Source organism: Pseudoxanthomonas sp. GW2 (genome assembly GCF_000283075.1).
Taxonomy (GTDB): Bacteria; Pseudomonadota; Gammaproteobacteria; order Xanthomonadales; family Xanthomonadaceae; genus Pseudoxanthomonas.
Map to the genome: position 1 here is coordinate 1 of NZ_ALIP01000034.1, position 18,522 is coordinate 18,522.

Annotated in this window: 17 protein-coding genes; 8 read left to right on the forward strand and 9 right to left on the reverse strand. The window is 71.6% G+C overall.

Translation table 11 applies throughout. The annotated features are described in order from the left end of the window. Positions 1-73 precede the first annotated feature (73 nt). The 8 genes from B351_RS0103005 (at position 74) to truD (ending at position 7,366) form a co-directional block, all read left to right on the forward strand. On the forward strand, positions 74-1,738 hold the full coding sequence (locus B351_RS0103005; RefSeq protein ID WP_019397575.1) for a CTP synthase: 1,665 nt from the start codon (positions 74-76) through the stop codon (positions 1,736-1,738). Between the two features lie 104 nt (positions 1,739-1,842). Continuing rightward, the gene (kdsA, locus tag B351_RS0103010) at positions 1,843-2,676 is read left to right on the forward strand and encodes a 3-deoxy-8-phosphooctulonate synthase (RefSeq protein WP_019397576.1); all 834 of its coding nucleotides are present in this window, start codon (positions 1,843-1,845) and stop codon (positions 2,674-2,676) included. Positions 2,677-2,874: 198 nt separating this feature from the next. Then, the gene (gene eno, locus B351_RS0103015) at positions 2,875-4,167 is read left to right on the forward strand and encodes a phosphopyruvate hydratase (protein WP_019397577.1); all 1,293 of its coding nucleotides are present in this window, start codon (positions 2,875-2,877) and stop codon (positions 4,165-4,167) included. A 13-nt stretch (positions 4,168-4,180) separates the two neighbouring features. Then, complete coding sequence (gene ftsB, locus B351_RS16130) at positions 4,181-4,501, forward strand: cell division protein FtsB (protein ID WP_050992118.1); 321 nt, start codon at positions 4,181-4,183, stop codon at positions 4,499-4,501. Next, positions 4,501-5,190, forward strand: a complete 690-nt coding sequence (gene ispD / locus B351_RS0103025; RefSeq protein WP_019397579.1) for a 2-C-methyl-D-erythritol 4-phosphate cytidylyltransferase — start codon at positions 4,501-4,503, stop codon at positions 5,188-5,190. Before ftsB ends, ispD begins: the two co-directional genes overlap by 1 nt. A 28-nt stretch (positions 5,191-5,218) precedes the next feature. Then, positions 5,219-5,722, forward strand: coding sequence for a hypothetical protein (locus tag B351_RS0103030; protein WP_232207884.1), 504 nt, complete (start codon positions 5,219-5,221; stop codon positions 5,720-5,722). Positions 5,723-5,804: 82 nt separating this feature from the next. Next, a complete protein-coding gene (gene ispF / locus B351_RS0103035) occupies positions 5,805-6,299 on the forward strand; it encodes a 2-C-methyl-D-erythritol 2,4-cyclodiphosphate synthase (RefSeq protein WP_019397581.1) in 495 nt (164 codons plus the stop codon). 8 nt (positions 6,300-6,307) lie between these two features. Next, positions 6,308-7,366: a tRNA pseudouridine(13) synthase TruD gene (truD, locus tag B351_RS0103040; protein ID WP_050992119.1), complete on the forward strand. Its 1,059-nt coding sequence runs from the start codon at positions 6,308-6,310 to the stop codon at positions 7,364-7,366. Between the two features lie 172 nt (positions 7,367-7,538). Here the strand turns inward: truD and bamA are convergent, their stop codons facing one another. From bamA to tsf, 9 genes are all read right to left on the reverse strand, one after another. Further along, on the reverse strand, positions 7,539-9,941 hold the full coding sequence (gene bamA / locus B351_RS0103045; RefSeq protein ID WP_026010283.1) for an outer membrane protein assembly factor BamA: 2,403 nt from the start codon (positions 9,939-9,941) through the stop codon (positions 7,539-7,541). A 68-nt stretch (positions 9,942-10,009) separates the two neighbouring features. Further along, positions 10,010-11,368, reverse strand: coding sequence for an RIP metalloprotease RseP (gene rseP / locus B351_RS0103050; RefSeq protein WP_026010284.1), 1,359 nt, complete (start codon positions 11,366-11,368; stop codon positions 10,010-10,012). Next, positions 11,361-12,587 carry a 1-deoxy-D-xylulose-5-phosphate reductoisomerase gene (locus B351_RS0103055; protein WP_019397585.1) on the reverse strand — a complete coding sequence of 409 codons (1,227 nt, stop codon included), beginning with the start codon at positions 12,585-12,587 and terminating at the stop codon, positions 11,361-11,363. The genes rseP and B351_RS0103055 overlap by 8 nt, the downstream gene beginning before the upstream one ends. A gap of 14 nt (positions 12,588-12,601) precedes the next feature. Further along, positions 12,602-13,465, reverse strand: coding sequence for a phosphatidate cytidylyltransferase (locus B351_RS0103060; RefSeq protein WP_019397586.1), 864 nt, complete (start codon positions 13,463-13,465; stop codon positions 12,602-12,604). Next, on the reverse strand, positions 13,462-14,211 hold the full coding sequence (uppS, locus tag B351_RS0103065) for a polyprenyl diphosphate synthase (protein ID WP_026010285.1): 750 nt from the start codon (positions 14,209-14,211) through the stop codon (positions 13,462-13,464). The genes B351_RS0103060 and uppS overlap by 4 nt, the downstream gene beginning before the upstream one ends. A 25-nt stretch (positions 14,212-14,236) precedes the next feature. Further along, entirely contained in the window at positions 14,237-14,794 is a 558-nt protein-coding gene (gene frr / locus B351_RS0103070) for a ribosome recycling factor (RefSeq protein WP_019397588.1), read from the reverse strand. Between the two features lie 135 nt (positions 14,795-14,929). Next, entirely contained in the window at positions 14,930-15,652 is a 723-nt protein-coding gene (gene pyrH / locus B351_RS0103075) for a UMP kinase (protein WP_026010286.1), read from the reverse strand. Between the two features lie 73 nt (positions 15,653-15,725). Beyond that, positions 15,726-17,216, reverse strand: coding sequence for a GGDEF domain-containing protein (locus B351_RS0103080; protein ID WP_019397590.1), 1,491 nt, complete (start codon positions 17,214-17,216; stop codon positions 15,726-15,728). A gap of 183 nt (positions 17,217-17,399) precedes the next feature. Further along, the gene (tsf, locus tag B351_RS0103085; RefSeq protein ID WP_019397591.1) at positions 17,400-18,278 is read right to left on the reverse strand and encodes a translation elongation factor Ts; all 879 of its coding nucleotides are present in this window, start codon (positions 18,276-18,278) and stop codon (positions 17,400-17,402) included. Positions 18,279-18,522 lie beyond the last annotated feature (244 nt).

The following is an 18,522-nucleotide window of genomic DNA, read 5'->3' on the forward strand; positions in this document are numbered from 1 at the left end:
CGCCGGCGGGTAGCCGCCGGCTTGGGCTCGGGCGGTCGAGCCGGTAAACTACGGCTTTCCGGAGCCCCGCCAAATGACTCCCCTGATCTTCGTTACCGGCGGCGTGGTGTCCTCGCTAGGCAAGGGCATCGCCGCCGCTTCGCTCGCGTCCATCCTCGAGGCCCGTGGCCTGCGGGTCACGATGATGAAGCTGGACCCCTACATCAACGTGGACCCGGGCACCATGAGCCCGTTCCAGCACGGCGAGGTCTACGCCACCGACGACGGCGCCGAGACCGACCTGGACCTGGGCCACTACGAGCGCTTCGTGCGCACCCGCCTGAGCCGCAAGAATTCGGTCACCACCGGCCGGATCTACGCCGAGGTGATCCGCAAGGAGCGCCGCGGCGACTACCTCGGCGCCACCGTGCAGGTGATCCCGCACATCACCGACGAGATCCGCCGCTGCATCGACGAGGCCACCGAGGGCTACGAAGTGGCCCTGGTCGAGATCGGCGGCACGGTGGGCGACATCGAGTCGCTGCCGTTCCTGGAGGCGATCCGCCAGATCCGTGCCGAGCGCGGCCCGGAGAAGGCGCTGTTCATGCACCTGACCCTGGTGCCGTGGATCGCCGCCGCCGGCGAGCTGAAGACCAAGCCGACCCAGCACTCGGTCAAGGAACTGCGCTCGATCGGCATCCAGCCGGACGTGCTGCTGTGCCGTTCCGAGCAGCCGCTGCCGGACGGCGAGCGCCGCAAGATCGCGCTGTTCACCAACGTCCCCGAGCGCGCCGTCATCTCGGTGCAGGACGTGGACGTGCTGTACAAGCTGCCGCTGGAGCTGCACGCCCAGGGCCTGGACGCGCTGGTGGTCGACCGCCTGCGCCTGCAGCCGCCGCGCCCGGCCGACCTGCACGAGTGGGAGGCCGCGGTCGACGCCACGGTCAACCCGGTGGACGAGGTCACCATCGCCGTGGTCGGCAAGTACGTGGACCACAAGGACGCGTACAAGTCGGTGGGCGAGGCGCTCAAGCACGGCGGCCTGCGCCAGCGCACCCGGGTCAACCTGAAGTGGCTGGAGTCGCAGGACATCGAGACCGCAGGCGCCGAGGCGCTGCTGGCCGACGTGGACGGCATCCTGGTCCCGGGCGGCTTCGGCGACCGCGGCTTCGAGGGCAAGGTCCTGACCTCGAAGTTCGCGCGCGAGCACGGCATCCCGTACTTCGGCATCTGCTACGGCATGCAGGCGGCGGTGGTGGACTTCGCCCGCCACCGCGCCGGGCTGGAAGGCGCCAACAGCACCGAGAACGACAAGCAGTGCCCGCACCCGGTGATCGGCCTGATCACCGAGTGGCGCACCAGCACCGGCGAGGTGGAGAAGCGCGACGAGAAGTCCGACCTGGGCGGCACCATGCGCCTGGGCCTGCAGGAGCAGCGGCTCAAGCCGGGCACCCTGGCGCGCGAGCTGTACGGCAAGGACGTGGTCGCCGAGCGCCACCGCCACCGCTACGAGTTCAACAACCGCTACCGTACCCAGCTGGAGGACGCCGGCCTGGTCATCTCGGCCAAGTCGATGGACGACACCCTGGTGGAGATGGTGGAGCTGCCGCGCAACGAGCATCCGTGGTTCCTGGCCTGCCAGGCCCACCCGGAGTTCCTGTCCACCCCGCGCGAGGGCCATCCGCTGTTCGTCGGCTTCATCCGCGCCGCGCGCGAGAAGAAGGCCGGCGGCAAGCTGCTGAAGGAGGCGCGGGCCTGAGGCCCGCCGCCCGGTTGGCGCGCCCTTCGCGCCGGCCGGGGTGAACCGATCGTCCAGTCGCCGGCGCCGCGCGCCGGCCGCCGTCCCCGGAAGAGGAAGAAGCAATGAAACTGTGCGGATTCGAAGTCGGCCTGGACCAGCCGCTGTTCCTGATCGCCGGCCCCTGCGTGATCGAATCGATGCAGCTGCAGCTGGACGTGGCCGGCAGGCTCAAGGAGATCACCGGCAAGCTGGGCATCAACTTCATCTTCAAGTCCAGCTTCGACAAGGCCAACCGTACCTCCGGCAGCAGCTTCCGCGGCCCGGGCCTGGAGGAGGGCCTGAAGGTGCTGGCCGAGGTCAAGCGCCAGATCGGCGTGCCGGTGCTGACCGACGTGCACGAATACACCCCGCTGCACGAGGTGGCCGCGGTGGTGGACGTGCTGCAGACCCCGGCGTTCCTGGTGCGGCAGACCGACTTCATCCGCAACGTGTGCTCGGCCGGCAAGCCGGTGAACATCAAGAAGGGCCAGTTCCTGTCGCCGTGGGACATGAAGCCGGTGGTGGAGAAGGCCAAGTCCACCGGCAACGAGCAGATCCTGGTGTGCGAGCGCGGCGCCAGCTTCGGCTACAACAACCTGGTCAGCGACATGCGCTCGCTGAGCGTGATGCGGCAGACCGGCTGCCCGGTGGTGTTCGACGCCACCCATTCGGTGCAGCTGCCGGGCGGCCAGGGCACCAGCTCCGGTGGCCAGCGCGAGTTCGTGCCGGTGCTGGCGCGCGCGGCGGTGGCCGTGGGCGTGGCCGGCCTGTTCGCCGAGACCCACCCGGATCCGGCCAAGGCCCTGTCCGACGGCCCCAATGCCTGGCCGCTGGGCAAGATGGAGGCGCTGCTGGAAACCCTGCTGGCGCTGGACTCGATCACCAAGAAGCACGGCTTCATCGAACAGACCCTCTGAAACCGCCCCGTGGGGGTGGCCAGGGCACGACCAGGCGGGCGCCCCAGGGCGCCCGTCCTGCGTTCCGGGGCGGCCGTTTCCGCGGCAACGAAGGCGGGCCGCCGCAAGTGGCGGAAAAGCCCGGGAAAAGCCGCCAAAGCCGGGCCCGGCTCCGTTAAACTTCCGGACGACTCCACCCACCGGACGCTAGCCATCCCAATGACCAGCATCGCCAAGATCCACGCCCGCGAAATCCTCGACAGCCGCGGCAACCCCACCCTCGAAGCCGAGGTCACCCTGGCCGATGGTTCCTTCGGCCGTGCCGCGGTGCCGTCCGGCGCCTCCACCGGCACCAAGGAGGCGGTGGAGCTGCGCGACGGCGACAAGACCCGCTACCTGGGCAAGGGCGTGAAGAACGCGGTGGCCAACGTCAACGGCGCCATCGCCGAGGCCCTGGCCGGCTTCGACGCCGCCGACCAGCAGGGCCTGGACCGCCGCCTGATCGACCTGGACGGCACCGAGAACAAGGGCCGCCTGGGCGCCAACGCGCTGCTGGGCGTGTCGCTGGCCGCCGCCCATGCCGTGGCCGCCTCGAAGAAGCAGCCGCTGTGGCAGTACATCGCCTCGATCACCGAGTCGAACGTGTCGCTGCCGGTGCCGATGATGAACATCATCAACGGCGGCGCCCACGCCGACAACAACGTCGACTTCCAGGAGTTCATGATCCTGCCGGTCGGCGCCTCCTCGTTCTCCGAGGCCCTGCGCGCCGGCACCGAGGTGTTCCACTCGCTCAAGTCCGTGCTCAAGGGCCACGGCCTGAGCACCGCGGTGGGCGACGAGGGCGGCTTCGCCCCGGACTTCCGCAGCAACGTCGAGGCCCTGGACACCATCCTGGAGGCCATTGGCAAGGCCGGCTACAAGGCCGGCGAGGACGTGCTGCTGGGCCTGGACGTGGCCTCCAGCGAGTTCTACGACAACGGCAAGTACCACCTGGTGGGCGAGAACAAGCGCCTGTCCTCCGAGCAGTTCGTCGACTTCCTGGCCGACTGGGTCGCCCAGTACCCGATCATCACCATCGAGGACGGCCTGGCCGAGGACGACTGGGCCGGCTGGAAGCAGCTGACCGAGCGCCTGGGCAGCAAGGTGCAGCTGGTCGGCGACGACCTGTTCGTGACCAACCCGAAGATCCTCAAGCAGGGCATCGACTCGGGCACCGCCAACGCGATCCTGATCAAGGTCAACCAGATCGGTACCCTGAGCGAGACCCTGGACGCCATCGCCATGGCGCACAAGGCCGGCTACGCCTCGATCGTCTCGCACCGCTCGGGCGAGACCGAGGACACCACGATCTCGGACATCGCCGTGGCCACCACAGCGACCCAGATCAAGACCGGCTCGCTGTGCCGCAGCGACCGCGTGGCCAAGTACAACCAGCTGCTGCGCATCGAGGAAGCGCTGGGCGGCTCGGCCCGCTACGCCGGCCGCGACGCCTTCGTCTCGCTGAAGCGCTGAGGGAGGATCGCCCGTGTTGCGATGGGTGCTCCTGGGGCTGGTCCTGCTGCTGGGATGGCTGCAGTACCGGCTCTGGTTCGGCATCGGCAACGCGGGCGAGGTCACCGCGCTGGCGGCGCAGGTCGAGGCCCAGCGCCGCGAGAACGCGGGCCTGGAGGAACGCAACGCCGCGCTCGCGGCCGAGGTACGCGACCTCAAGGAGGGCGTGGCCGCGGTCGAGGAGCGCGCGCGCAGCGAGCTGGGCATGATCAAGCCGGGCGAGGTGTTCTATCGCGTGGTCGAGGACACCCCGCCGCGCCCGCTGCCGCCCCCGCCGGCGGCGGAGGAGGACTGATGGGCGGCATCTGGGCGGTGGTGCCCGCGGCGGGCCGCGGCACCCGTTTCGGCGGCGAGGTCCCCAAGCAATACCTGGAAGTGGCCGGCAAGCCGTTGCTGGTGCACACCCTCGACGCGCTGCTGGCGCACCCGGCGGTGGCCGGGGTGGTGGTGGCGCTGTCCGGCGACGACCCGCGCTGGCCTGGCTGGCACGAGTACCGCGGCAAGCCGCTGCTGGCCTGCACCGGCGGCGACAGCCGCGCCGCCTCGGTGCTGGCCGCGCTGCAGGCGCTGCCCGAATCGGTGCGCCCGGACGATTTCGTGCTGGTCCACGATGCCGCCCGTCCCAACCTGGCGCTGGAGGACCTGGACCGGTTGCTGGAGCGCGGCCGGCTCGATCCGGTCGGCGCGATCCTGGCTGCGCCGGTGCGCGACACCCTCAAGCGCGCCGGCGACGACGGCGGCATCGACCGCACCGAGCCGCGCGAGCGGCTGTGGCGCGCGCTGACCCCGCAGCTGTTCCGGCGCCTGCAGCTGACCCGCGCCCTGGAGGCCGCCGCGGCCGCAGGGGTGGAGGTCACCGACGAGGCCATGGCGTTCGAACTGCAGGGCCAGCGCCCGCTGCTGGTGGAAGGCCGCGAGGACAACTTCAAGGTCACCACGCCCGCCGACCTGGCACGGTTCGAGTTCGAGCTTTCGCGCCGCTGAGCGGTGCCGGCACGACAGGGAGGTCGTGATGGCGAAGGTGGGAAGGTTCTTCCGCGACGCGTTGCTGGCTGACCCGGATGGCCGCCTGTTGTGGCGGTCGTTCCTGGCCTTCCTGGTCTCCCTCGCCGGTGCCCTGGCCTGCGTCGCGCTCGGGCTTGCCGTGCTGGAGCTTGCAGGCCTTCCGAGGGACGGAATGGACCAGGTCGACGCCGGTACCGGATGGCGCGCCTTCATCGGGGGCGTCCTGTTCGCGCCGGTGGTGGAGACCCTGCTGCTGGGCGGGATGCTGGCGCTGATGCCAGGGCGCTGGAGCATCCCGTCCAGGGCCTTGCTCGCAGGCTTGCTCTGGGGGCTGCTGCATGGCCTGGTCGCGCCGATCTGGTTCATCGGCACCTGGTTCCCGTTCTTCGTCTTCAGCTGTTGCTGGATGACCTGGCGCCGGCGCTCCTTCCGCCACGCCTTCGCCGCCGCGGCGCTGCCGCATGCGCTGCAGAACCTGGTGGCGTTCTGGCCCGACATCCTCGCTGGCTGAGGGGATACGCCCGGTCCTGCCACCCGGAGGGCACAATAGGCACGACGTGCCGGACCGTCCGGCAACGACCGGAACCTGCGACATGGCAATCGACATCCCTCCCTTCCGCATCGGCCAGGGCTACGACGTCCACGTGTTCGGCGAGGGCGACCACGTGATGCTTGGCGGCGTGCGCGTGCCGCACGAGCGCGGCGTGGTCGCGCACAGCGACGGCGACGTGGCCCTGCATGCGCTGTGCGACGCCATCCTCGGCGCGCTGGCGCTGGGCGACATCGGCGTGCACTTCCCGCCCAGCGACGAGCGCTGGCGCGGCGCCGACAGCCTGGTGCTGCTGCGCCACTGCGTCGGCCTGGTGGCCGGCTGCGGCTGGAAGCTGGGCAACGCCGACATCACCATCGTCTGCGAGCGGCCCAAGGTCGGCCCGCACGCGGCGCAGATGCGCCAGCGCATCGCCGAGGCCTGCGGCGTGGACCTGGACGCGATCAGCGTCAAGGCCACCACCAGCGAGAAGCTGGGCTTCACCGGCCGCGGCGAGGGCATCGCCGCGCAGGCGGTGGCGCTGCTGGTGCGCGCGTGAACGCGCCGATGCAGGCCTTCGGCGCGCCGGTGCTGGCGGCGCGGATCCGCTCCGTCCCGGAGGATTTCCGGGTCGAGGAACTGGACGGTTTCGAGGCCAGCGGCGACGGCGAGCACCTGCTGCTGACCATCGAGAAGCGCGGCATGAACACCGGCTTCGTCGCCGGGGAGATCGCGCGCTGGGCCGGGGTGCCGGAGGTGGCGGTCGGCTATGCCGGGCTCAAGGACCGCCACGCGGTCACCGTGCAGCGCTTCAGCGTGCAGCTGCCCGGGCGCGAGCCGCCACCGCTGGATGCGCTGGAGCGCGAGGGCCTGCGCGTGCTGGCCCAGGCCCGCCACAGGCGCAAGCTGCCGCGCGGGGCGCTGGCCGGCAACCGCTTCGTGCTGGTGCTGCGCGGGGTGCAGGGCGAACACGCGGCGATCGAGGAGCGGTTGCGGCAGGTCGCCGCCCGCGGCGTGCCCAATGCCTTCGGCGACCAGCGCTTCGGCCATGGCGGCGGCAACATCGCCAAGGCGCTGGCGATGTTCGCCGGCAAACGGGTGGGGCGCGAGCAGCGTTCGATGCTGCTGTCGGCGGCGCGCTCGGCGCTGTTCAACCAGGTGCTGGCCGCGCGCGTGGCCGACGGCAGCTGGGACCGCGGCCTGGACGGCGAGGTCTGGGCCCTGGAGGGCAGCCGCAGCGTGTTCGGACCAGAGCCGATGACGGAAGACATCGCCAGGCGCCTGGCCGCGTTCGACATCCATCCCAGCGGTCCGCTGTGGGGCCGCGGCGCGCCGCGCAGCGAAGGCGCCTGCCAGGCGCTGGAGCTGGCGGCGATGGACGACCCGACCTCGCTGAAGCTGCGCGAGGGCCTGGAACGCGCCGGCCTGGAGCAGGAGCGGCGCGCGCTGCGCCTGCGCCCGCAGGGACTGGCCTGGCGCTGGCTTGCCGATGACCTGCTGGAACTGGCGTTCGCGTTGCCGGCCGGCTGCTATGCGACCGCGGTGCTGGACCAGCTGGGCCGGATCGAGGATGCCGCGGCACGCCCACCGGCCGCGGGAGGGGAAGGCGGCCCGGCGCCCGCGTAGCCCGGATCGGCGAAGCGCGTCCGGTACTTGGCGGGCGTGTCCTCCCGGATGCGGCCTGCGGCCCTGTCCGGGCTACGCCACCGGTCCCGGCCTGCGGCGGCCGGATCGGGCCGCCGGAAACACGAAGGGCGCCGCAAGGCGCCCTTCGTGCCTGTGCCTGCTGGCGCTGGCGTCAGAAGCCGCCGCCGAAGGTGAACTGCAGGCGCTCCAGCTCGTCGCCTTCCTTCTTGCGGAACGGGAACGCGTAGCTGATCGAGATCGGGCCCACCGGGGCGCGCCACAGCAGGGCCACGCCGGCGGAGGCGCGCAGCTCGCCGCTGTCGAAGTCGTCGATGCCGTTGTACACGTTGCCGAAGTCGACGAAGGCCGAGACGCGCGCGGCATTGCTGTCGAACAGCTTGGGGAACACCATCTCGATCTGGCCGACGGTCTTCAGCGAGCCGCCCATCGGCTGGCCGCGGTAGCCGGCGATGACCTCCGAGCGCGGACCCAGGGTGTTGTCGCGGAAGCCGCGCACCGAGCGGGTGCCGCCGGCGTAGAAGTTCTCGAAGAACGGCAGCCCGGAAGCGGTGACGGTCTTGCGGTAGCCGGCCGCGTCCGGCGTGCAGGGATCGGCGGTGGTGCCGTCGACCGGGACGCACAGGTGGCGGGTGGTCTCGCTGCCGTAGCTGTCGCCATAGCCCAGGTCCAGGCCGGTGCGCAGCACGAACGCCGGGCTCAGGCGCCAGTAGCGCGAGAACTCGTAGCTGAGCTTGTAGTACTCGGCGGTCGAGCCGGGCAGGGTGGTTTCCAGGCCCACGCGCTGGTAGGTGCCGCGGGTGGGCATGAAGAAGTCGTTGCGGGTGTCGCGCGCCCAGCCCAGCTCGGTGCGCCAGGCGTGGAAGGTGCGCTGGCCGACCGCGTCGAGGTAGTCGACGATCGCCTGCGGGGTGTAGCCGCCCCAGGCCTGGATCTGGTTGCTGTCGATGCCGAACAGCAGCGAGACCGAGCTGTGCTCGGTGATCGGCAGGCCCAGCACGGTCTGCACCGCGGCGTTGGTGCTGTTGTACTGGGCGGTGTTGAAGTCCGAGTAGTCCAGCTCGCGCCACCAGACGTTGTAGCCCAGCGACACGCCCTCGTCGGTGAAGAACGGGTTGATGTAGGAGAACGCGTAGCGCTGCAGGTAGTCGCTGCGCTGCGCCTCCACCGACACGCGGTTGCCGCCGCCGAGGAAGTTGCTCTGCGACAGCTGCACCGAGGCGGTCATGCCGGCCAGCTGCGAGTAGCCGAGGCCGAACACGAAGCTGCCGGAGGTGGTCTCCTTGACGTTGAACACCACGTCCACCTGGTCGCCGCTGCCCGGCACCTGCGGGGTCTCGACCTCGACGGTCTCGAAGTAGCCCAGGCGGCGCAGGCGCACGGTGGAGCGGTCGATCGCCGCCTGCGAATACCAGGCGTTCTCGAACTGGCGCATCTCGCGGCGCAGGACCTCGTCGGAGGTGCGGGTGTTGCCCTTGAACACGATCCGGCGCACGTTCACGCGCGGGCCGGGGATCACCTGCAGGTTGATCGCCACGGTGCGGTCGGCGCGGTTCGGGGTCGGGATCGGGTTGACCCGGGCGAAGGCGTAGCCGATGTTGCTGAGGGTGTTGGTGATGGCGTCGGCGCTGGCTTCAAGCAGCACGCGCGAGAAGGTGTCGCCGGCCTTGGGGATCACCATGCGCTCGACCACGTCCTGCGGCAGGATGGTGTCGCCGGTGACCTTGATTTCGGAGATCTTGTAGACCTCGCCCTCGGTGATCGAGGTGCTCAGGTACATCTCGCGCTTGTCGGGGCTGATCGACACCTGGGTGGAGTCGATGCTGAAGTCCACGTAGCCGCGGTCCAGGTACCAGGAGTTGAGCTTCTCCATGTCGCCGGAGAGCTTTTCCTTGGAGTACTGGTCGTCGCGGCGGTACCAGGACATCCACGAGCTTTCCTTGGACTCCCAGGTATCCAGGATCTCCTCGGTGTCGAAGGACTCGGCGCCCACCAGGTTGACGTGGCGGATCTTGGCCGCCTTGCCTTCCTTGATGTCGATGGTCACGTCCACGCGGTTGCGGTCCAGCTGGCTGACCGTGGGCGTGATCTGGACGTTGTACTTGCCGCGGTTGTTGTACTGGCGGGTCAGCTCCTGGGTGACGCGGTCCAGTGCCAGGCGGTCGAAGGTCTCGCCCTCGGCCAGGCCGATGTCCTGCAGGCCGCGCAGCAGGTCCTCGCTCTTGATGTCCTTGTTGCCGTTGAGCGTGAGCTTGTTGATGGCCGGGCGCTCGGTGACGGTGATCACCAGGATGTCGCCCTGGCGGTCCAGGCGCACGTCCTCGAAGAAGCCTGTGCGGTACAGGGCGCGCACGGTGTCGCCGGCCTTGGACGCGTCCAGGGTCTCGCCGCGCTCCACCGGCAGGTAGGTGAAGACCGTGCCGGCCGCGATGCGCTGCAGCCCGTCGATGCGGATGTCCGCGACGGTGAACGGCTCGGCCGTCTGCGCCATCGCCGACAGGCTCAGGGACGAGGCGAGGGCGAGGGCGAGCAGGCGGCGAACGGGGAATCGCGTCATGTCACATCCGGTGGAAAACGGGTATCGGGGCAGGAATCGCCGGCGCCGCGCGCCGGTGGTCGTCAGGGTCATCGCGGGAGCAGGCCGAGCAGGTCGTTGTAGAAGGCCAGGCCCATCAGGCCGGCCAGCAGGGCCAGGCCGACGTACTGGCCGGTGGCCATCGCCCGCTCGCTCAACGGACTGCCCTTGATCAACTCGATCGAATAATACAGGAGGTGGCCGCCGTCCAAGACCGGGATCGGCAGCAGGTTGATGATGGCCAGGCTCAGCGACAGCAGGGCCAGGAAGTACAGGAACCAGTCGGCGCCACGCTTGGCCGAGGCGTTGGCGGCACGGGCGATGGTGACCGGGCCGGAGAGGTTCTTCACCGAGGCCTCGCCGGTGACCATGCGCCGCATCATGCCCAGCGAGTCGGAGGCCAGGCGGCCGGTCTCGCGCAGCGCCACCGGCAGGGCCGCCAGCGGGCCGTAGCGCTGCACCGCGTCATAGGCCGGGGCCTGCGGCGGGGCCAGGACGATGCCCAGCTCCCACGCGCCGGCGCGGGCCGGATCGGTGCTGCGCCGCGGCTCCAGCTCGATCGCCAGGCGCTCGCCCTCGCGCTCGACCTCGATCATGCCCGGGCCGCCACGCTCGCCCAGGGCGCGCACCAGCGGCGCGACCTCGTCGGCGGCGTTCACCGCCTGGCCGTCGATCGCCAGGATCACGTCGCCCGGCAGCAGGGCGCCGGCGGCGGCGCCGTCCGCGCGGACCTGGTCGACCCGGGCCGGGGCCAGCATGAACTGCCAGGCCAGGCCGGCGTGCTCGGCCAGGCGGCGCTCGTCCAGCTGGTCCGGCAGGCGCGACAGGCGCAGGGTGCGGGTGGCGACACGGCCGGCGGGATCCTCGACCGTGACCTCGATGTCGCGGCGGTCCAGCGCCGGGGCGGCCAGGGCCAGGCTGGCATCGGTCCAGGTCGCGACCTGGCGGCCGTCGACCGCGACCAGGCGGTCACCGCGCTGCAGACCGGCCTCGGCGGCCACGCCCCCGACCCGACCCAGCACCGGGGCGTAGTCCTGGCGGCCGACCATGAACATCACCCACAGCAGGGCCACGCACAGCAGCAGGTTGGCGAGCGGGCCGGCGGCCACGATCGCGATCCGCCGCCACACGTTCTGGCGGTTGAACGCATGCGCCTGGCGGGTGACCGGGACATCGCCCTCGCGCTCGTCCAGCATCTTCACGTAGCCGCCCAGCGGGATGGCGGCGATGGCGAACTCGGTGCCGGCGCGGTTGCGGCGCGACCACAGCGGCTTGCCGAAGCCGACGGAGAAGCGCAGCACGTCCACGCCGCAGCGGCGGGCCACCCAGTAGTGGCCGAACTCATGGAAGGTCACCAGCAGCCCGAGGCTGACGATGAGCCACCAGACGGAGCCGAGGAACTCACCCATGGCGGGCATCCTGGAGCGGGGTGGCTGGGGCACCGCCGGGGGAACGGTGGTCGATCATCTGGCGGGTCACTCGGCGCGCGTCCGCGTCGGCCTGCAGCAGCGCCTCCAGGGAACTGGCGGGCGCGGCCGGCAATGCGGCGAGGGCATCCTCGACCAGCGCGGGAATGGCTAGGAAACCCACGCGCCCCTGAAGAAAGGCTGAAACCGCCTCCTCGTTGGCGGCGTTGAGCACCGCCGGGGCGGTGCCGCCGGCATCCATCGCCCCGCGCGCCAGGCGCAGGCAGGGGAAGGCGTCCATGTCCGGCGGCTCGAACTCCAGCCGGCCCTGGGCCAGCAGGTCCAGCCCGGCCACGCCGGACTCGATCCGCTCCGGCCAGCCCAGGCCCACCGCCAGGGCGGTGCGCATGTCCGGCAGGCCCAGCTGGGCCAGGGTGGAGCCGTCCACGTACTCGACCAGGGCGTGGACCAGGCTCTGCGGGTGCACCAGCACGTCGATCCGCGAGCCGGGCAGGCCGAACAGGTGGTGGGCCTCGATCACCTCCAGGCCCTTGTTCATCAGGGTGGCCGAGTCGACCGAGATCTTCGGGCCCATCGACCACTTGGGATGGGCCACGGCCTGGGCCGGGGTGACCTCGGCCAACGAGGCCCGGCTGCGGCCGCGGAATGGACCGCCGGAGGCGGTCAGCACGATCCGGCGCACGCCTTCGCCGCGGCAGGAGCGCAGGCACTGGAAGACCGCGCTGTGTTCGCTGTCGATCGGCACGATCTCGGCCCCGGCGTCGCGCACGGCGGCCATCACCAGCTCGCCGGCCAGCACCAGCGATTCCTTGTTGGCCAGCAGCAGGCGCTTGCCGGCGCGGGCCGCGGCCAGGGTGGAGCCGAGGCCGGCGGCGCCGACGATGGCGGCGACCACGGTGTCGCAATCGGGGCCGGCGGCCAGCGCCTCCAGGGCCTCGCTGCCGGCGTGGGCGCGGGTGGCCAGGCCGGCAGCGCGCAGCCCGTCGCGCAGGCGCGGGAACAGTGCCGGGTCGGCGATCACCGCGTGCTCGGGGCGGTGGGCGATGCACAGCTGGACCAGGGCATCGACCCGGCCGCCGGCGGCCAGCACGGTGGCGCGCATGCGCCAGGGATGGCGGGCGATGACATCGAGGGCCGAGGTCCCGATGGAGCCGGTGGCTCCGAGGACGGCGACCCGGCGGATGTCGGCGGGGGAAGACATGGGGAAGGCCTCGCTCAGAACCCGGCGATTTCCTTGCCGATGGCGAAGACCGGCAGGGCGGCGAGGACGCCGTCGACGCGGTCCAGTACGCCGCCGTGGCCCGGGATCAGGTCGCCGGAATCCTTCACCCCGGCCTGGCGCTTGAGCAGGCTCTCGACCAGGTCGCCGACGATCGAGGCCAGGGCCGCGAGCAGCGCGACCAGCGCCAGGCCCGGCCACTGCGCCACGCCGGCGCCGGCCAGGGCGCCGAAGGCCAGGGCCACCAGCACCGCGCCGGCAATGCCGCCCAGCGCGCCCTCGACCGTCTTGTTGGGGCTGATGGTCGGCGCCAGCTTGCGCCGGCCCAGGTGGCGGCCGGCGAAGTAGGCACCGGTGTCGGCCGCCCAGACCAGGGCCAGCGCGGCCAGCAGCCAGCGGTGGGCCATCGGCTCGCCCGGACCGCCGAGGGCGGCGAAGCTGTCCGAGTGCACCAGGCACAGGGCGCACCACGCCGGGACCACGGCCAGGGTGCCGGCGGCCAGCTTGAGCGCGCGGTTGGCGGGGCGGTCGGCGGCGCCGAAGCCCGGGCGCCACAGCCACAGCAGGGACAGCACCCAGCCGGCGGCGCCGGCCAGGGTCGCCAGCTGGAACAGCACCGGCGAGAAGCCGGCCTCGCTGCGCGAGGCCCAGACCAGCAGGACCATCAGCAGCAGGTTCAGGCCCACCAGCACGGTGCGCGGCAGGCTGTCGTCGACCCCGGCCAGCTTCAGCCATTCCCACAGGCCGGTCAGCATGACCAGGGCGGCCACGGCGGCCAGCCACGGGGTGGGCAGCAGCAGGATGGCGGCGATGGCCGTTGGGGCCATCACCAGGGCGGCAATCACGCGGGTGCGGGTCATGCGGAGGTCTCCGCTGCGGCGATCTGCGCGCTGGTCAGGCCGAACCGGCGCTCGCGCCGGCCGAAGTCGTCCAGGGCACGCTGCAGCACGCTGGCGTCCACGTCGGGCCAGAGCGTGTCGGTGAACCACAGCTCGGTGTAGGCCAGCTGCCAGAGCAGGAAGTTGCTGATCCGGTGGTCGCCACCGGTGCGGATGAACAGGTCCGGCGGGGGCAGGTCGGCCAGGGCGACGTGGGCGGCCATGGCCGCCTCGTCGATCCGCTCCGGGTCCAGGCGCCCGGCGGCCACCTCGCGCGCCAAGGCGCGGGCGGCGAAGGCGATGTCCTGGCGCCCGCCGTAGCTGGCGGCAACGGCCAGCTCGAGGCGGCCGTTGCCGGCGGTCTGCGCCTCGGCGGCGGCCATGCGCTCGCGGATCGCCGGGGAAAAGCGCTCGCGGTCGCCGATGAAGCGCAGGCGCACGCCGCGCTTGTCCAGCGCCCCGACCTCGCGTTCCAGCGCGCCCAGGAACAGCTTCATCAGGGCGTTGACTTCCTCCTCGGGCCGGCCCCAGTTTTCGCTGGAGAAGGCGAACAGGGTCAGCGCCCCGATGCCCCGGTCCAGGCAGAAGTCGATGGTGCGCTCGGCCGCGCGCGCGCCGGCGCGGTGGCCGACCACGCGCGGGCGGCGGCGGCGCTGCGCCCAGCGGCCGTTGCCGTCCATGATGACGGCAAGGTGGCGGGGGACCGGGGTGCGTTCTGGGGCGGACATGAGGGTCATGCGGATGGCAGACCGCTCAGACCGCCATCAGTTCCTGTTCCTTGGCCTTGACCACCTCGTCGACGTCCTTGATCGCCTTGTCGGTGATCTTCTGGATCTCGTCCTCGGCGCGGCGCACGTCGTCCTCGCTGATCTGCTTTTCCTTCAGCAGGTCCTTGACCTTCTGGTTGGCGTCGCGGCGGATGTTGCGGATGGCGACCTTGGCGTCCTCGCCCTCGCCGGCCACGACCTTGGCCAGCTCACGGCGGCGCTCCTCGGTCAGCGGCGGCAGGTTCAGGCGGATGGTGGTGCCGGCGGTGTTGGGGGTCAGGCCCAGGTCCGAGCCGAGGATGGCCTTCTCGATCGGGCCGACCATGCCCTTGTCCCAGGGCTGGATGACCAGGGAGCGGGCGTCGGACACGGAGACGGCGGCCACCTGCGACAGCGGGACCTCGCTGCCGTACGCGCTGACCCTGATCGAGTCGACCAGGCCGGTGGAGGCGCGCCCGGTGCGGACCTTGACGAGGTTGTGGCGCAGGGCCTCGATGCTCTTGGCCATGCGTGCCTGCGCGTCTTGCTTGATTTCGTTGATCATCGCCGTGTTTCCTGGTGGAGCCGAATCGGCCGATTATACGGGTAATGCCATCCCTGGCCCCGGGCGCGGCGGCAAGGCACGAAAAAGGGCCGCGCGTGCGCGGCCCTTCGCGGGGTCGGGGTGCGGCGGCCGCGGTCAGCGGCGGGCGCGGACCAGGGTGCCGATCGGCTCGCCGCGCAGGATGCCCATCAGGTTGCCCGGCACCGACAGGTCGTAGACCCGCAGCGGGATGCCGTGGTCGCGGCACAGGGCGAAGGCGGCGGTGTCCATCACCTGCAGGTCGCGGGCGATGACCTCGTTGTGGTCCAGTTCCTCGAAGCGCACCGCGTCGGGGTGCTTCTTCGGGTCCTTGTCGTACACGCCGTCGACCTTGGTGGCCTTCAGCAGCAGGTCGGCGTTGATCTCGATCGCGCGCAGGGCGGCGGCCGAGTCGGTGGTGAAGAACGGGTTGCCGGTGCCGGCGGCGAAGATCGCGATGCGGCCCTTCTCCAGGTGGCGCACGGCGCGGCGGCGGATGTAGTCCTCGCACACGTCGTTGATCTTGATCGCGCTCATCACCCGGACCTTGCCGCCGAGCTTCTCCAGCGCGTCCTGCATGGCCAGGGCGTTGATCACCGTGGCCAGCATGCCCATCTGGTCGCCGGTCACCCGGTCCATGCCGCCGGCGGCCAGGCCGGCGCCACGGAAGATGTTGCCGCCGCCGATCACCAGGGCGATCTCGGCACCGGCCTCGCGGGCCTCCATCACCTCGCCGGCGATGCGCCGGATCACCACCGGGTCGATGCCGTAGTCCTCCGACCCCATCAGCGCCTCTCCCGAAAGTTTCAGCAGCACGCGACGGTGGACGAGATCGGACATGGGGGGCCTCGGGAGTGGGGTGGACAAACGCGGGGATTCTAGCGGAAACCCCGGCGCCTGCGCCCGCACATCCTCACTGCCCGTGCTGGCCCACCTGGTTGCGGCCGCGGCGCTTGGCCAGGTACAGGGCCTGGTCGGCGGCCTGGAGCATGGCGCGGGCGTCGGCGAACGGGCTGTCGTGGCCGTCGCGGCTGGCGACGCCGGCGGAGAAGGTCACGTACAGCGGGTGGCCATCGACCACCGCCATCGGGGTGCGCGCGGTCTCCTCGAGGATCCGCCGCAGCACCCGTGCCGCGGCGGCCTCGTTGGAATGGGCCAGCACCACCAGGAACTCCTCGCCGCCGTAGCGCGCGACCAGGTCGGTGCTGCGCAGCAGGCGCTGCAGGGTCTGGGCGAACTGGCGCAGGACCTGGTCGCCGACCAGGTGGCCGTGGCGGTCGTTGATCTGCTTGAAGCCGTCCAGGTCGACGAAGGCGATCGACAGCGGCTGGCCGGCGGCGCTGGCGGCGGCGAACTCGCGCTCCAGCGCCTCCTCCAGCTGCATGCGGTTGTAGACCCCGGTCAGCGGGTCGCGCCGGGCCTGTTCGGTCAGGTGGCGGATGTGCTCGCGCGAGGCGTCGGCCTCGCGGCGGGCGCGGGCGGCCTCCTGGATCTCGCGCAGGTTGCGCAGCACCAGCAGCTCGCGCGCCTGCTCGATGATCGCCTGCAGGTGCGCCGGCTGCACGATGCGCATGTCGAACAGGGCGCCGAAGCCCTGCGCCGCCGAGGCCATCTGCGCCAGCAGGCTGTCCAGGGTGCCGGGGCCGCCGATGCCGCCGGCCTCGATCCGGGCCTCGGCCGCGGTGCGCAGGGCACCGTCGGGGTCATCGTCGGCCAGCCACAGGGTGGCCACCGCGCCGGAGGCGAACACGCACGCCTGGAAGGCGTTGGCCGGGGCCGGGCAGCCCTCGCTGGCGGCGATCGCGTCGCACAGGTGGTCGGGCAGCTGCCACTGCCGGGCCAGCCAGGCGCCGGCCGCGGCATGGTCGTCGCCGAGCACCTCGCGCTCGCGCTCCAGCGGTGCCGGGACGCGGCCGCCGTCCTGCAGGGCCAGCCAGGCATCGGGGCGGGCCTGCAGCAGGGCCAGGGCGCCGATGTCCTGCAGCAGGCCGGCCAGCATCAGGTCCTCCAGCCGTTCCAGCCCGGCGTGCTCGCCCAGCAGGCGAGCGGCCAGGGCCGACAGCACGCTGCGCTTCCACAGCCGTTCCTGCTCGGCGGCGGCGCCGTCGGTGGCGCGCAGGCCGCGGGCCAGGGAGAAGCCCAGGGCCAGGCTCAGGGTGGCGTTGAGGCCCAGCATGGTGGTCGCCTGGGCCAGGGTCTCGACCCGGCGGCGCCCTGCGTACAGCGGGGAATTGGCCACCCGCAGCAGGCGCGCGCTGAGCGCGGGGTCCATGGCGATCACCCGCGCGGCGGTGGCCAGGTCCGCGTCGGGGTCCTGGGCCAGTTCGATGATCTGCAGGGCGATCGCCGGCGGCGACGGCAGGTTGCGGCAGTGCAGGAGGCTGGCTTCGAGGTCCGGGTGCATCGTCTGTGGCTGTCAGGGAGAAACCTGCCGCCGTGGCGTGGGTCCACGGTCCCAACGTGGCGGTCCATGCGCTGGCGCATGGCTGCCTCCGCTACCGGTATCGGCTGGCTCGCCGGGGCCTTTAATGCGGAAAAGCCGCGGCGGGGCCGCGGCTTTTCCTCGGGGACTGCGCCAGGAGGCTGATCAGGCCAGGCCGGCCTGCTTCATGACCTCGGCGGCGAAGTCGTCTTCCTTCTTTTCGATGCCTTCGCCCACGGCCAGGCGCTCGAAGCGGACCACCTCGGCGCCGGCGGCCTTCAGCACCTGCTCGACGCTCTGGTTGGTGTCCAGCACGTACGGCTGGCCGTACAGGGTCACCTCGTTGACGATCTTGTTGATCTTGCCGGAGATGATCTTCTCCAGGATCTCGGCCGGCTTGGCCTTGTCCTTCTCGGACATCTTGGCCAGCTCGATCTCCTTCTCCTTGGCGATGAACTCGGCCGGGACGTCGGAGGCCTTGATGTGCGGCGGGTTCATGGCCGCCACGTGCATGGCGATGCCACGGGCCAGCTCGGCGTCGCCGCCCTTGACCTCGACCAGCACGCCGATGCGGCCGCCGTGGACGTAGGCGGCGACGTTGTTGGCGCTGTCGATGAGGGCCAGGCGGCGGACCTGCACGTTCTCGCCGACCTTGGCGATGACCGCGGCGCGGGCTTCCTCGACGGTCTCGCCGGAGGCCAGCTTGGCGGCCTTCAGGGCCTCGACGTCGGCGGCGCCGGAGGCCAGCGCGGCCTGGGCGACGGCCTCGGCGAAGGCCAGGAAGTTGGTGTCCTTGGCCACGAAGTCGGTCTCGGAGTTGATCTCCACCAGCACGGCCTTGCCGCCGTCCTGGGCGACCGCGATGCGGCCGTCGGCGGCCACGCGGCCGGCCTTCTTGTCGGCCTTGGCCAGGCCGGCCTTGCGCAGCCACTCGGCGGCGGCGTCGATGTTGCCGTTGTTCTCGGTCAGGGCCTTCTTGCACTCCATCATGCCGGCGCCGGTGCGCTCGCGCAGTTCCTTGACCAGGGAAGCAGTGATTTCCACGGGAATTCCTCTCTAACGGGATGAAGGTGGCTCCGCGCCGGGGCGGAGCGGGCGGAGGGCCGTCGCGCATGCCTGCGCGGGGCGGCCCGCCCGCAAGCGGGCCTGCCTGGGGCGGGCCCGCGGGGGGATGGCGGCCGCGCGGGGCGGCCGCCGGGTGCGGCTTACTCGGCCGCGGCGGCCTCGCCTTCCTCGGCCTTGCCCTTGCGCGGGCCCTTCTTGGCCGGGGCGCGGCGGGCGCCCTTGG